General features: G+C 59.9%; 13 protein-coding genes. 8 read left to right on the plus strand and 5 right to left on the minus strand.

Annotated elements, in window-relative coordinates:
* Positions 1–7: 7 nt before the first annotated feature.
* Genes leuS through holA form a run of 3 tightly spaced genes read left to right on the plus strand, consistent with a single transcriptional unit; the run spans position 8 to position 4,281 of the window.
* On the plus strand, positions 8–2,605 hold the full coding sequence (leuS, locus tag JK176_RS05590) for a leucine--tRNA ligase (protein WP_211586947.1): 2,598 nt from the start codon (positions 8–10) through the stop codon (positions 2,603–2,605).
* Positions 2,605–3,276, plus strand: coding sequence for a hypothetical protein (locus JK176_RS05595; RefSeq protein ID WP_194267927.1), 672 nt, complete (start codon positions 2,605–2,607; stop codon positions 3,274–3,276). Before leuS ends, JK176_RS05595 begins: the two co-directional genes overlap by 1 nt.
* 3 nt (positions 3,277–3,279) lie before the next feature.
* Positions 3,280–4,281 carry a DNA polymerase III subunit delta gene (gene holA, locus JK176_RS05600; protein ID WP_211587085.1) on the plus strand — a complete coding sequence of 334 codons (1,002 nt, stop codon included), beginning with the start codon at positions 3,280–3,282 and terminating at the stop codon, positions 4,279–4,281.
* Positions 4,282–4,333: 52 nt separating this feature from the next.
* Here holA and JK176_RS05605 read toward each other — a convergent pair whose 3' ends face one another.
* Entirely contained in the window at positions 4,334–6,772 is a 2,439-nt protein-coding gene (locus tag JK176_RS05605; RefSeq protein WP_408874184.1) for a TonB-dependent receptor plug domain-containing protein, read from the minus strand.
* Between the two features lie 257 nt (positions 6,773–7,029).
* Between JK176_RS05605 and JK176_RS05610 the strand changes: the two genes are divergently transcribed.
* Positions 7,030–8,226, plus strand: coding sequence for an SMP-30/gluconolactonase/LRE family protein (locus tag JK176_RS05610; RefSeq protein ID WP_211586948.1), 1,197 nt, complete (start codon positions 7,030–7,032; stop codon positions 8,224–8,226).
* A 71-nt stretch (positions 8,227–8,297) separates the two neighbouring features.
* On the opposite strand, the gene JK176_RS05615 is transcribed toward JK176_RS05610, so the two are convergent.
* The 4 genes from JK176_RS05615 to minC all read right to left on the minus strand — a co-directional run bounded on the left by JK176_RS05615 (position 8,298) and on the right by minC (position 10,683).
* Positions 8,298–8,657 carry a YidB family protein gene (locus JK176_RS05615; protein WP_194262289.1) on the minus strand — a complete coding sequence of 120 codons (360 nt, stop codon included), beginning with the start codon at positions 8,655–8,657 and terminating at the stop codon, positions 8,298–8,300.
* 49 nt (positions 8,658–8,706) lie between these two features.
* Positions 8,707–8,988 carry a cell division topological specificity factor MinE gene (gene minE / locus JK176_RS05620; RefSeq protein ID WP_099286930.1) on the minus strand — a complete coding sequence of 94 codons (282 nt, stop codon included), beginning with the start codon at positions 8,986–8,988 and terminating at the stop codon, positions 8,707–8,709.
* Positions 8,989–8,992: 4 nt separating this feature from the next.
* Positions 8,993–9,805 (minus strand): septum site-determining protein MinD, encoded by an 813-nt coding sequence (gene minD, locus JK176_RS05625; protein WP_062027254.1) that lies wholly within the window; start codon positions 9,803–9,805, stop codon positions 8,993–8,995.
* A gap of 149 nt (positions 9,806–9,954) precedes the next feature.
* Positions 9,955–10,683: a septum site-determining protein MinC gene (gene minC / locus JK176_RS05630; RefSeq protein WP_211586949.1), complete on the minus strand. Its 729-nt coding sequence runs from the start codon at positions 10,681–10,683 to the stop codon at positions 9,955–9,957.
* Positions 10,684–10,760: 77 nt separating this feature from the next.
* On the opposite strand from minC, the gene JK176_RS05635 reads away from it, so the two are divergent.
* The 4 genes from JK176_RS05635 to JK176_RS05650 all read left to right on the plus strand — a co-directional run bounded on the left by JK176_RS05635 (position 10,761) and on the right by JK176_RS05650 (position 14,264).
* Positions 10,761–11,429 carry a glutathione S-transferase family protein gene (locus tag JK176_RS05635; RefSeq protein WP_194262291.1) on the plus strand — a complete coding sequence of 223 codons (669 nt, stop codon included), beginning with the start codon at positions 10,761–10,763 and terminating at the stop codon, positions 11,427–11,429.
* An 11-nt stretch (positions 11,430–11,440) separates the two neighbouring features.
* Positions 11,441–12,619 carry an aminoacetone oxidase family FAD-binding enzyme gene (locus JK176_RS05640; RefSeq protein ID WP_211587089.1) on the plus strand — a complete coding sequence of 393 codons (1,179 nt, stop codon included), beginning with the start codon at positions 11,441–11,443 and terminating at the stop codon, positions 12,617–12,619.
* A 123-nt stretch (positions 12,620–12,742) separates the two neighbouring features.
* Positions 12,743–12,988, plus strand: a complete 246-nt coding sequence (locus tag JK176_RS05645; RefSeq protein ID WP_099286928.1) for a hypothetical protein — start codon at positions 12,743–12,745, stop codon at positions 12,986–12,988.
* 43 nt (positions 12,989–13,031) lie between these two features.
* Positions 13,032–14,264 (plus strand): DNA recombination protein RmuC, encoded by a 1,233-nt coding sequence (locus JK176_RS05650; RefSeq protein ID WP_211586950.1) that lies wholly within the window; start codon positions 13,032–13,034, stop codon positions 14,262–14,264.
* Positions 14,265–14,309 lie beyond the last annotated feature (45 nt).

Genomic DNA, 14,309 nt, shown 5'->3' on the forward strand with positions numbered 1-14,309 from the left:
GCCAGATATGAACGATACCCCAGCCCCCGCATTCGATTTCCAGAACCGCGAACCCTTCTGGCAGAACGAATGGAAGCGCCGGAACACTTTTGCCGTTCCTGATGTTCCTCCGGCCGACCGCCCGAAATATTATGTGCTGGAGATGTTTCCGTATCCGTCCGGACAGCTTCATGTCGGACATGTGCGGAACTACACGCTCGGGGACGTGGTGGCGCGTTACAAGCGGGCCCGCGGATTTGCGGTCATGCATCCGATGGGCTGGGATGCCTTTGGTCTTCCGGCGGAAAATGCGGCCCGTGAGCGGAATGTTCATCCCGGCAAATGGACGATGGACAACATCGCAGCCATGCGTGGTACGCTTCAGCGCCTTGGTTTCTCGCTGGACTGGGATCGTGAGATCGCAACCTGCCTCCCCGAATATTACGGCAAACAGCAGAAACTGTTCGTCGATATGCTGGCGGCTGGGTTGGTTGAGCGCCGGGACTCTCTGGTCAACTGGGATCCGGTCGATGAGACGGTTCTTGCGAACGAGCAGGTCGTCGACGGACGCGGCTGGCGCTCGGGGGCTCTGATCGAGAAAAAGAAGCTTTCCCAGTGGTTCCTGAAGATTACGAAATTTGCCCAGCCGCTGCTGGATGATCTCAAGACGCTGGATCGCTGGCCCGAGCGCGTCCGCACGATGCAGGAGCGCTGGATCGGACGTTCCGAAGGCGCACGGGTGCGTTTTGCCCTCCATCAGCCTCCTGCAGGCTATGATACAGATCTGGACAGTATCGAAGTCTTCACGACGCGCCCTGATACGCTGTTCGGTCTCAGCTTCGTTGGGATTTCGGCGGAACATCCTCTGGCGCGCAAGGTCGCCGAGAGCAACCCACAGGCTGCTGCCTTTATTGAGGAATGCCGTCGTCTCGGAACGTCGGAAGAAGTCATCGAAGCTGCGGAAAAACGCGGTTTTGATACCGGACTGCGCGTTGCCAATCCGCTCGATCCTGAAAAGACCGCTCCTGTCTGGATCGCCAATTTCGTGCTGATGGATTACGGTACCGGCGCTGTTTTCGGGTGTCCCTGTGGCGATCAGCGCGACCTTGATTTTGCCCGTAAATACGATCTGCCGGTTCCGCAGGTCTTGCTGCCTGCGGGACAGGATGCTGAAACTTTCGTTCTGGGCAAAAAGGCCGTTTCGGGCGATGCAACCCTGTTCAATTCAGGCTTTCTGGATGGACTGGATCCCGCGACTGCCCGCACGAAGGTGATCGAGCGGCTCGAAGGTCTGGGGGCAGGAAAAGGCGTCGTGAACTGGCGCCTGCGCGACTGGGGCATCTCTCGTCAGCGCTACTGGGGCTGCCCGATACCCATCATTCACTGCGAGACCTGTGGTCCGGTTCCTGTTCCCGACGATCAGCTTCCCGTTATCCTTCCGGAAGACGTGACCTTTGACCGTCCAGGGAATCCGCTCGACCATCACCCGACCTGGAAGCATGTAAACTGCCCGCATTGCGGCACGCCCGCTGTCCGGGAAACTGACACCTTCGACACCTTCGTTGACAGTTCCTGGTATTTCGCCCGCTTCACCAGTCCCCATGCTGAGACCCCGACGGTCCCGGCTGCAGCGAATGGCTGGCTTCCCGTTGATCAGTATATCGGCGGTATCGAGCACGCGATTCTGCATCTGCTTTATGCACGGTTCTTCACCCGGGCGATGCACGAGACCGGTCATCTGGATGTGGACGAACCGTTTGCCGGTCTTTTCACGCAGGGCATGGTGACGCATGAAAGCTACCGTGACGAGAGCGGCTGGCTTTATCCCGAAGACGTCGAGCGTCGTGGTGATACGGTTGTGCGTCGGGACACGGGCGCGCCGGTGCAGATCGGCCGTTCCGAGAAAATGTCCAAATCCAAGCGTAATACGGTCTCGCCAGTCGACATCATTGAGCATTATGGTGCCGACACGGCCCGCTGGTTCGTTCTGTCCGATAGTCCGCCCGAAAGGGATATGGAGTGGACGGCCTCCGGCGTGGCAGCTTCTGCCCGCTTCGGCCAGAGGCTGCATCGGTTGGTTGCATCTGTTGCGAGCCGTGATGCTGCCGGGAGCATCCACGGTCCCGTCGGGGAAGACCTGCGTCGTGTGACCCATCGGGCCATCGTCGCTGTGGGTGAGGCGCTCGAAGCCTTTACGCCGAATGTTGCCGTGGCGCGTCTGCATGAACTGACCTCGGCACTGACCGAGGCCGAGCGTCTTGAAGGAGACGGCATCGCGGCGGCCCGCCGTGAAGCAGCGCAGGTCCTGTGTCTGCTGACAGCACCGATGATGCCGCATCTTGCGGAAGACATGATGGCGATTCTGGAGCCGGGAAGTGCACTGGTCGTGGATCGTCCATGGCCGGAAGCCGAAGAACAGTGGCTTGCCGTCCAGAGTGTGACGATTGGCGTGCAGATCCTCGGTAAGCTGCGCGGGACCATTGAGGTTCCGCCGGACGCCCCAAAGGACGATGTGCTTGCCGCCGCTAAAAACGAGCCGAACGTGGCGCGTCTGCTTGAAGGAAAGCGTCTGGTGAAGGAAATTCATGTTCCGAACCGGATCGTCAACTTCGTGGTTGCCGGGTGATGTCTGACCGTCGCGGCACTTTTCTGCTCACGGCTTGTCTTCTGCTGGGGGGGTGTGGTTTCTCACCCCTCTACGGAAAGCTGACGCCGAAAACCGACATGTCGGAAGAGTTGGCCCAGGTTTATGTGGACAACATTCCGGGGCGTTACGGCCAGTTGCTGCGTCTGGCGTTGCAGAAAAATCTGGCGGGCGCCGGGCCGGAAGATCCTCACAAATACATGCTGAAAGTCTATTCCAGCATGAATGAGGAAGCTGTCGATATCCATCAGGATAACACCTCGGGCCGAACGCGCAGTACGGGTTCGGCGCATTGGGTGCTTATAACGGTGGAGCAAAATCCGCGTATGCTGGCACAAGGTGATGCGACGACGCTGGATGGTTTCAATACGAGTTTTGAGCAGTATTTTGCTCAAACCCTGAATGATGAAACCCTTCAGGCGCGTGTTTCCGATACGCTGGCTCAGACCGTGACGCAACAACTCGCGATCTGGTTCCGCAGTCATAACATGCCCGAGAAAGCGGCTCCCGATGAACTGCCGCGCTATCTGAACACAGACCGGATGCCTGACGACAACGGGAATGCAGCGACGGATCGGACGGGCGTTGACGGCTTCCCGGCATCTGCCACCGGCCGTCTGTCCCGTAGCACGACCAGCACATCCGCCCAGTAAGTGGTGAAAATCGACGCACGGAATATCGCGCGAACACTGGATGATGCCGGCTCTTGGCGGGCTATCGTGCTTCATGGAGAGGACACCGGCCTCATTCGGGAACGCGCCGCGCAGGCGGTCAGGCGGGTTGCCGGAACGACGGATGATCCGTTTCAGGTAGCGCAGCTTGACCGGGAAACGCAGGACCGTCTTGAAGAAGAAGCCACTGCGCTCTCCCTGATCGGGGGGCGGCGTGTCGTCTGGGTACGGGACGGACAGGACAGCCTTGCTCCTCTGTTCAAGCGGGTGCTGGAGGCAGACACGGACGCTCTGGTCGTGCTCGAAGCTCCCGGGATTACAGCACGCTCAAAGCTGCGTGCTCTGGCGGAGGCCCACAAACAGGTTGCCTCCATCGCCTGCTACCCCGAAGAGGGGCGCGCTCTTTCCCAGACCGTGACGGAAGCACTGGCTCAGGCGGGTGTTACCATCGACCGCGATGCCCTTATCTGGCTTCTGGGCGTGCTGGGGTCTGACCGCAGCGGGGTGCGGGGGGAAGTTGAAAAACTTCTGCTGTATGCTGGTCCGAATGGTCGTCTTGATCTATCGTCCGTTCAGGATTGCGTTGGCGATGCCGGTGGTAATTCTCTGGAAGATGCAGCGTTTTCAGCTCTGTGCGGAAATCGCATGATGGCCGATCAGGCGCTCGAACGGGCCCTGGCTGATGGGGCAAACCCCGTCGCGGTGGCGCGTACGGTTCTGGGTGTTCTGGTGCGGCTTCAGAAAGTTGCTCAGGCTGTGCAGGACGGGCAGGGACGTGCCGAAGCCATGAAGTCCCTGAAGCCGCCTGTGTTCTTCAAACGCACCGCGGCTTTCGGTCAGGCACTGGATCGCTGGTCTCTCCCGGCGCTGGCACTGGCAGCACGGGAAACGCAGGCTTTCGAACTGGCCTGCAAGCAGAGCGCTTCGCCCGATATGGCGCTATGCAGACGCCATATCGCGTCGCTCTGTACGGTTCGAAAAGCCTGATTTAACAAGCTCGTTTGGGACATGCGCTCCTCTTCGCATGCCCCGATACGGCTTAGAAACGCGCCGAAACGTCCAGATAATAATACCCGCCATTCATGCCGAGCTGCGATGTGCTCATGTAGTACTTGGGTACGCCGAGATAGCGGTTTCCTTCAGGCACCACAGACGGGAACTTGGCGAAGATATTGTTACCCCCAATCGTGGCGCTCCATTTGGGACTGATATTGTAGGTCACGGAAGCATTCGTCGTCCATTTCGGCACATTCTGGAATTCCAGATAGTGGCTCGTGGAGTAGGCGTAGGGCCCCGTGTAATAGGTGAGCTGGGATGTCGTCTCGCCATAACGGATCTCATGGACGGAGACCGCCCATTTGTTGCGCGCGGAATGCCAGGTCCCGCCGAAGATGATCTTGCTGCGCGGATATGCGGTGGTGATGTAGGCGATATACTGCGCCGTCAGAAGCGGCGTGCCATTCGAGCTGCTGGCCTGATGGCGCAGGCGCGTGCGGTTGAGGTTGATCGCAACATCCCAATCCGCATGGCCATAACGTCCGAAATCGGTCGGATAGGTTGCTGTCAGGTCAAGTCCCTGCGTCCGGGTGTTGGCGACATTGGCAAACCAGTGCGTCGCGAGCTGACTGCCGGTCCAAGTAGAAGCTTCCGGCGGGAGTTTGAAATTATCGGCGAGGAGAGCCTTGCGGGCCTGGTCGCCATAGATCGAACCGCCCGGCATGATCCGGTCTCGCAGATCGATCTGGTACACATCTACCGTGACATGCAGCTTTTTGATCGGTTCGACGATGATGCCGCCTTCAGCACTCGTGGAGGACTCCGATTTCAATGCTGATGCGCCGTTGGACAGCGCACCGGGGGAGTTTGCTGCAATGATGCCACTGGCAGCGGTCGGCGAGACGGACAGCGCAGAATAATGCTCCTGCGCCAGCGTCGGGGCATGGAAACCGTTGCTGAACGTACCGCGGATCGCAAAGCGCGGGCTGAAATCGTAACGGGTAGAGATCTTGCCGGTCTTGGTGTTGCCGACATCCGTATAATGTTCGACGCGTCCGGCAAGATCGACCTGCCAGTGCTTCATAAGGTTGGTGGAGATGTCGAGATAGCCTGCCGCAACGTCACGAGACCATTTTCCGGCATTGGCCGGGTTGGTGCCGGGAAAGCCGTCCGAGCTGGAATAGTTATAGCTGGCCGGAGAGCCAGTTCCGATTGCATAGGCTTCATAGCGATAGGACGCACCGCCTGCGACGTTGATGGCATATGGCCAGAACGACGTACGGAACTTGCGGCTGAGGTCGACGCTGTTTGTCCATTGCGTGTTGTTATAGGACTGCGCGGCAAATGATGTCGGCGTCTCGCCCGTGGCTGTGTACAGTCCCACATTCGTGGTGCTGTCGGCGTTTACAGCATCATAATCCCGACCGAAAACCGACGACACGTCCCAGTGCCAGCCCGCCAGCGTGCCTTTCAGGCCAGCCGTCAGTTCGTAATCGTCTTCTTCCAGAGCCTCGATGGGGGAATAGCCATACGGATAGATCGCCGCGTAGCCGGGATATTTGGCGAGCGAAGAGGGCAGGCGGTAGTTCTGATAGGATTCCGCATGACGATGCGCATAGGTCGCACCGGCATAGGCCTGGATATCATCGGTGATGTCATAGCCCGCATTGATGGCGATGCTTTCACGCGTCTGTTCGGGCTGTCCCAGAAGCTGGTTGACGTCGGTGTGGGTGCGGTTGTCGTTCCCCGAGCGGAAAGTGTGGTCCTGATGGACGAAATCGCCGCCGAGATGAACAAAACCGCGATTGTTCAGGTTCAGGCCGCCATCAATGAACACGCCCTGCTGGAAACCATCGCCTTCGCTGGTGATCCCGGTGTTCGAACGCATGGTCAGACCATGGTTCTGCTTCTTGAGAATGATGTTGACCACACCCGCAATGGCGTCGGAGCCATACTGAGCGGACGCACCGTCGCGCAGGACCTCGATATGGTCGATCATGGCCATGGGGATCATGTCGATATCGACAGGCGTGGAGCCCTGCGCCGGTCCGCCATCGGCGTAGATATTGGCTGTGGTGTGGCGCCGCTTGCCATCCACGAGCACAAGCGTCTCATTGGGGTTGAGGCCACGCAGCGAAATACTATCGGTCAGTGCACCCGCATCGAAGCCACCTGTCGGAACGGTCAGGGAAGGCAGCAGCAGCGCCAGGGAGTCACGCAGCGTGGGCTGACCCGTTCCTGTTAACTGGCGGTTCGTTACAATATCGACCGGAGCGATCGAATCCCGCGCCTTTTTGCCAAACTCGCGCGTTCCCGTCACGACGACCGCTTCTGTTCCTCCCGAAACCTCGGTTTCATGCCGTGGCGTCTGGGCGGCTTTCGCCTTTCTGGCCGCAGGCGTTGTCCGCGCCTGTTTATGCGCGCCTGAAACGGAGTGAGCCGGAACTGGCTGCGGTGTTGCAGCACGGCTCTCGGCGGTCACAAGGAGGAATGTGGAGCCGAGAAGAGACGTGCCCAGAAGGGTCAGATGACGAAGGGAAAGCTGGGTCAGCACTTTTACCACGCAATAAGTTAGTATTTTATATGAGCCACAAAATTGGTTCGTATTTGCGGAAGGTCAACATAATTTTCCGGTTCCAGAAAAATTCCGATCACATTTTGCAGGGCCTGTGGCGTTCCTTACACGGATCGGGCGTTATGGAAACGGTTTGTTTTGAAAATGAATTTCGGAGAGTGTGCATGAAACGACGTCATTTCCTGCGGGCCGCTTCGGCCGCCCCAGCGTCTCTGGCGGTCACGGCAGCCCTGCCAACCTCTCAGGCACAGGCCGCCGGAAACGAGGATAACGGAACTGGCCCTTACGGCACCCTTGATGTGGTTGCCGAATTTGACGGTCCCGGTCCCTCCGGGATCGTCGTGCTTCCGAATGACCGGATTTTTGTCGGTTTTCCGCGCCATGCAGTGGATCATAAGGGCGCAACGCTTGGCGAACTGGTGGACGGAAAGGTCGTGCCATACCCCAACGCCGAGATGAGCCTTCCGGGCAATGCTCCGGCAGAGTGCCTTGTCTCCGTTCACGGCATGACCACGGATCGTGAGGGCCGCCTCTGGGTGATTGATGACGGCAAGCGCGCCGGGCATCCTCTTCAGCCCGGAGCCGCAAAGATCGTCTGTATCGACCCGACGACAAATCGTGTCGCTCACAAAATCATTCTCAAAGCGCCCGCCCTGTTGCCGGACAGTCACATGAACGACCTCCGGGTGTCACTGTCGCACGGTGCACAGGGGACGGTTTTTGTGACGGATTCGTCTTTCGGAACCAGCCCTGCTCTCGTGGTTGTCGATGTCGCCACTCAGCAGGCACGGCGGCTCCTGACCAAACATCCCGCCATTCTGCCGGAAGTCGGTTTCATGGCCATCGTGGAGGGAGAGCCACGTCGCTACATTCCCGGACATCCCCAACTGGTCTCTGGTGGCGTGGATGGGATTGCCCTGACGAAAGACGAAAAAACTCTCTATTTCGCGCCGTTAACCAGCCGTCGGCTCTACAGCCTGCCTGTGGACCTTCTGGCAGATCCGACGTCGGACGACACGGTTCTGGCGCCTGCCATCCGCGACGAAGGCGAAAAAGGGGTGGCGGACGGACTGGCGCTGGATGACCATGACCGGCTTTACACGACGAATTATGAGCATGACTGCATCCTGAGGCGCGATCAGGATGGCTCTTTCAAAATGATGCTCCGTGATCCACGTGCTTTGTCACCGGACGGAATTTTCGCAACAGCGGATCATGTTTATTGCACGTTCGGGCAGTGGAACCGTCTGGCGTCGTTCAATGACGGCAAGGATCGGCGTGTCACACCCTATCTGCTGATCCGTTTTCCGATCGAACAGAAGCAGCCTTATGATGCGGTACCAGACGGTCAGAAAATTTGAACCCAAACGCAAAACGCCCCGGTGGACAGTTCCACCGGGGCGTCTGAAAGCCTGTAAGCCGAAACTGAATGTCAGGCCGTCGTGGACGGTGCCTGACCTTCGGGTGTGTGCTGGTCGACAGCAGCCGGGAGAAGCTGTGCCAGCGCAGGCAGGATCGTTCCGGCAGGCAGGCCCGTCTTGGCGACGATCGTCTGGATCTGCTGGTCCGTCAGAAGGCTGCGCAGTTCGTCAGTGGTGATGGGCAGGTTCTCGCCATTGCCGATCCAGGAATGGATCTTGTCGGTCAGACCGGCGCTCTGGGCCTGGCTGATGAGCATGTTGAGGCCATCGCCTTTGAGGAATTCGCCGATGCTGCCGCCGAACTTGTCGCCAAGCTGGCCGCCGATCGCGCCTACAGCCTGGTTCATGAGGTTTCCGAGAAAGCCGCTCATCCGTGTTGTTCCGTTCTTTCAGACGCGGCGTTTCGGGCCGCAATTGGTGTTACGAAGTCCGTTTGCCGCTGAGTTCCTGCGGAACTTCGACGTCGATTTCGAGCATGGAGCAGCCGCTGCCACGATCAACCTTGATCTGGACCTTGTCCTGATCAACGGCGACATGGCGCGCGATGACTTCCATGATTTCCTTGTGAAGCTGGCGGATCAGATCGGACTCACCGCTCTCACCGCCTGCGCTGCGTTCATGGGCGAGCAGGATCTGGAGCCGATCCTTGGCGACGCTGCTGGACTGCTGGCGGCGCGCGAAGATGTTTGCGAGAAAACTCATGAACTCATGCGTCCCTCTTGAAAAGCCAGTCAAGGAAACCGCGCTTTTCGACGGGTACCGAGACTTCGAGCTTCTCGCCGCTCAAGCGACGGGCTGCTTCGAAATAAGCGCGGGCAGGAAGGCTTGTGGGCGCTGCCAGAGTGACAGGCGCGCCGACATTGGAGGACTTCAGCACGTCCTCGCTCTCCGGGACGATGCCGAGCAGCGGAATGGAGAGGATTTCGAGGACGTCCTCGACGCTCAGCATTTCTTTTCGTGCCGCACGAGCCGGGTCATAGCGGGTCAGAAGCAGATGCTTGTCGACCTTCTCGCCCTGTTCGGCCTTCTTGGTCTTGCTGTCGAGCAGGCCAATGATCCGGTCGGAGTCACGCACCGAGCTGACTTCGGGATTGGTCACGATCACGGCCATATCGGCATGATACATGGCAAGCTGCGCGCCACGTTCGATGCCGGCCGGGCTGTCGCAGATCACCCAGTCGAACTTCTCGCGAAGCTCATCCATCACGCGGGCGACGCCCTCGGAGGTCAGGGCGTCCTTGTCCCGGGTCTGGGAGGCCGGAAGGATCGACAGGGTTTCGCAGCGCTTGTCGCGGATCAGAGCTTGCGACAGGCGGGCATCGCCCTGCACGACGTTGATGAGATCGAAAACCACCCGGCGTTCGGCCCCCATGACCAGGTCGAGGTTCCGAAGCCCGACATCGAAATCAACCACCACCACATTCTGTCCGCTCTGAGCGAGAGCGGCGCCGAGCGCGGCGGTCGATGTCGTCTTGCCGACGCCACCCTTGCCGGAAGTGACAACCAGAACCTTGGACATGAATACTCCAGAAAAACGTCTCTTCGCTCTGCGCCTGCCCAAAACAGGCCAGCGCGGGCCGATATCTCATTCTATGAATGTTTTATGCGTCGCGGCAACCTGCGAATAGGGGTGCTTTCATGGCAGCCCGCATCACGTTATTGCCCGGATCACACGGGGAGCGGCAGAACACGGACACGGTCTTCATCCAGAGCAGCCTGTGCGGCCTGCCCCAGAAGGGCAGGGTCGATGTCTTCCGTCACGGCATAATAGCCATCGAGCGCCAGAAGTTCGGCCTGCATGCGGCTGGCGAAAATACGGCTCTGGGACTGCCCGCCCACGCCCGCAATCGCTCGCCCACGCAAGGTTCCGTAAACGTGGATTGAACCCGCAGCCACGATTTCAGCACCAGAAGACACCGATCCGAGGATGATCACGTCGCCCTGCATATGCTGAATGCTCTGACCTGAACGCACGGTCTGATCGATAATGAGCGTCCCCCCGCCCGAAACCGGCCCAGCGGCGCTGGTGGACGGGTCTTCCGGAATCTCGACTTCTCCGGCGGGGCGGCCACCGTCCAGCATTTCCGGCCAGTCCCAGTGCGCGACAGCCGGCCAGTGCCGGCTTCCTCCCTCAAGACCGATAATCCGGACACCCCGGCCCCGGATGTCGTCCAGCAGCGTCGCAAGGCCCGGCGTGTTTTGATCAAGAAGACCCAGATCCAGAATGATCGGTTTTCCGGTGAACAATCCGCCAGATCGAGCGACCTGATAGTCCAGACCGTCCAGCCAGAGGGGGAGGGGCGCCTCGGGCGACAGGACAAGCGCAAGGAAGGAACGGCCACGGGCGCGGATGCGCATCGGGGCGGTTGAAGAGGGTACGGAAACGGGATCGGGCATCGTGAAAATCGTCGGACCTGTGTCGGGCAGTCGGTGAGGCTCTTGTGAGCGGGTATCGGCTGACTTAGAAAGTGGCAATGCGTATCCTGCATCACCTTCCACTTTCTCCGCAATGCCGTCTTGTGAGGCTTGCCCTCACCGAGAAGCGACTCCCGTTCGAACCCGTCATCGAGCGGGTGTGGGAGCAGCGTGAGGAATTCCTGCATCTCAATCCCGCAGGCGAAGTGCCTGTGCTGGTTGAGGAAAATGGTCTGGCCGTGCCTGGCGGACGTGTCATCTGCGAATATCTGGAAGACGCCTATCCCGATACGCCGCTTCTGGGGCGGACTTTTGCCGACCGTGTCGAAACCCGGCGGCTCGTAGACTGGTTCGAGACCCGTTTCGCACAGGAAGTCACCCGGAACCTTCTGGGCGAGAAAGTGGACAAGCGCCAGTTCGGGCGTGGCCATCCCGACGGTAATGCGCTTCGGGCCGGGTACGCAAACATGCGCTTTCATCTCGATTATATCGGCTGGCTGGCGGAAACGCGCTCCTGGCTGGCGGGGCCTGCGCTGTCGCTGGCGGATTTCGCGGCTGCGGCGCATCTGTCGGCGCTCGATTTCATCGGCGACGTGAACTGGTCCAAGGCACCTGCCGCGAAGGACTGGTATGCCCGGGTAAAGTCCCGGCCCTGTTTCCGGGGCCTGCTCTCTGACAAGGTCAGTGGCATCACGCCGCCCGCGCATTACGCCAATCTGGATTTCTGAGAGCCGCTATGATGAATCCCGATGTGATTGTGCTCGGAGCCGGTGCAGCGGGGCTGATGGCGGCGGCTGTGGCCGGACAGAACGGTGCGCGGGTTCTGATTCTGGATCACGGACCGGAACCGGGGCGCAAGATCCTGATTTCGGGCGGCGGACGATGCAATTTCACGCATCTTGAAACCGGCCCCAACTGTTTCATCTCCCAGAACCGCCATTTCGCCCGCTCTGCGCTGGCGCGTTATACACCGCAGGATTTCCTCAAACTCGTGAACCGCTATGGCATTGCCTGGCACGAGAAGGCGCGTGGGCAGCTTTTCTGCGATGGTTCGGCCGGGCAGATCGTGGACATGCTGGTTTCTGAATGCCGGACCGCAGGCTGCGAATTTCGGATGCAGACCCGGATTCTGGATGTGCGCCGGGCAGAACACGGATTTATCGTCGTCACGGATGGCGGCGAGATCCGCACGGGTTCAGTGATCCTTGCGACGGGCGGCCTTTCCATTCCCAAGCTCGGGGCGTCCGACCTGTCGTTGCGGCTGGCGCGGAAATTCGGACTGCGCGTGGTGCCGACGGCCCCGGCGCTCGTGCCGCTGGTTCTGGCGGATGCTGATCCCGAGCTTGCAGGCGTTTCGCTGCCGATCGTGGCGCGGGTGGGTAAGAAGGGGCCGCGATTCGAGGACGGGATGGTCTTCACGCATCGCGGCGTATCAGGTCCGGCGATTTTGCAGATTTCGTCCTATCTGGAAAACGGTGATGCGGCGCAGATTGATCTGCTGCCGGGGCAGAATGCGCTTAACGTGCTGCTGAAGGTTAAAAAAGACCGTCCGAAAGCGCTCCCGCCGAGCCTGCTGGAAGCTCTGCCCCAGAGGCTGGCGCGTGCTCTGGCAGTGGGAATGGGCGATACGATGCTGGCGAACCAGCCGGACCGTGCGATCAAGGCACTGGCCGAGCGGATTTCAAGCTGGCAGCTCCGTCCCGCCGGGACGGAAGGCTATGCCAAGGCGGAAGTCATGCGCGGCGGGATCGACACGCGGGATCTGTCGTCCCAGACGCTGGAAGCCCGGGAAGTTTCCGGTCTTTACGCGATCGGAGAAGCAGTGGACGTCACGGGCTGGCTTGGCGGACACAACTTCCAATGGGCCTGGGCGAGCGGTGTTGCAGCTGGGCAGGCGGCAGCTGCCGGGCATCGCTGAGGGCGCATTGCCACAGGATTGCCATGCTGGCGTTCGATCAGGCGGAAACCGATGACGTGGCGATCCGTTTGCGCTTCTCTAAGGACCGGTTTTCACCCTAGCCGATGTAAGGACACATTTATTATGTCTCGTTCCGTTTTCCGTCATGTTCTGCGTACTGCGGCAGGTCTGTCTTTTCTGGGGCTGGGGGCGTGTGTCGGGACGGCGGCGCCGGGGCCGATTGCGCCGGGAACGCCCATCGCCGGCTATGGCTATACCTGTAAGGCCGGGATCTATACCTGCAAAATGCCGACACAGGTTCCGCTTGGCGCGCCGTGTTCGTGTCCGGGTCTGGGAGCGGCGTCGTACGGAAATATCCATCAACCGTAAGCGCCGCATTGGCCGTATTGCGTTGAACGGCTAGGACTGCGCCATGCAGGAGAATATTTCCGGAATGGCGCAGTTTTTCCCTTGGATTGTTGCGGCGGTCGCGCTGGTGGTTGCTTTGCTGGCGATCCTGCGGAGCGGTAATGGCAGCGGACGGTTCGAGCGACTTCTTGAGCGTGAGGCGCAGGGGCGCTCGCAGGACGTCGAATATCATCGGGCCCATCTGTCGGAAGTCGAACGCGTTCTGTCGAGGCGGCTGGATCAGTTCCGGCTGGAAACCAGCGAGCGGCTGAGTCTGCTGGCGCGTAATCTGGGGCAGGATCAGGCAGAAGGTCGTCTTTTGCTGTCGGATGCGCTGCGTGAAATGGCGCAGAGCCAGAACGAACAGATCGAGCGGATCCGGGCGACCGTGAATGAACAGCTTCACGGTGCTGTGGAAAAGCAGATGCAGACCAGTTTCCAGCGCGTGGTGGAGCAGTTCAGCGCCATGCAGAAGGCGCTGGGCGAGGTCACGAGTGTGACGGCGCAGATCGGCGATCTGAAGCGGCTGTTCTCCAATGTGAAAACGCGGGGCGGTTGGGGGGAGGCGCAGTGCCGGTCCATTCTGGACGATATTCTCCCCGAAGGAAGTTACGACACCAATTTCCGCCTTGGAACGGCCGGTGAGAATGTCGAATTCGCGATCAAAATGCCGGTGCGCGGTACGGAAACGCCGCCACGGCTGGCGATTGACAGCAAATTCCCGACCGAAGCCTATGAAAGGCTGTTGAACGCCTCGGATGCCGGGGATGCGCTGGCGGAACGTCAGGCGCGGCGCGAACTGGAAAACGTGATCCGGTTTGAGGCAAAGAAAATCGCGTCGAAATATATCCTTCCGCCCGTGACGGTGGAATTTGCCGTGTTGTATTTGCCGACCGACGGGCTTTATGCCGAAATTGCCCGCATGCCCGGTGTCATTGATGAAATCGGGCGGCTGCATCGCGTGATGGTGATGGGGCCGTCGCTGCTGCCGGCGATGCTCCGGACGGTGCATCTGGGCTATGTCACACTCACACTTGAAGAACGGACAGAGGCGATTGCCGGGCTTCTGGGGGCGACGCGGCAGGAAATGCTGCGGATGGATCAGGTGTTGGAAAAGCTGCATCGTAATGCCGGGACGATGGGCAATACGATCGAAGAAGCCCGTCGGCGGACACGTGTGCTCGGGAGGCGGCTGCGGGCGCTGGACGGAACGACCGACGAGATGGAAGAGGCTCTGGAAGATCCGTCCTCCCCCTGAGATCCTGCCTTTAAGACCGATTTTAATTGGATGACATCGGGGGCT

Source organism: Gluconobacter sp. Dm-73 (assembly GCF_018256215.1).
Classification (GTDB): Bacteria; Pseudomonadota; Alphaproteobacteria; order Acetobacterales; family Acetobacteraceae; genus Gluconobacter; species Gluconobacter cadivus.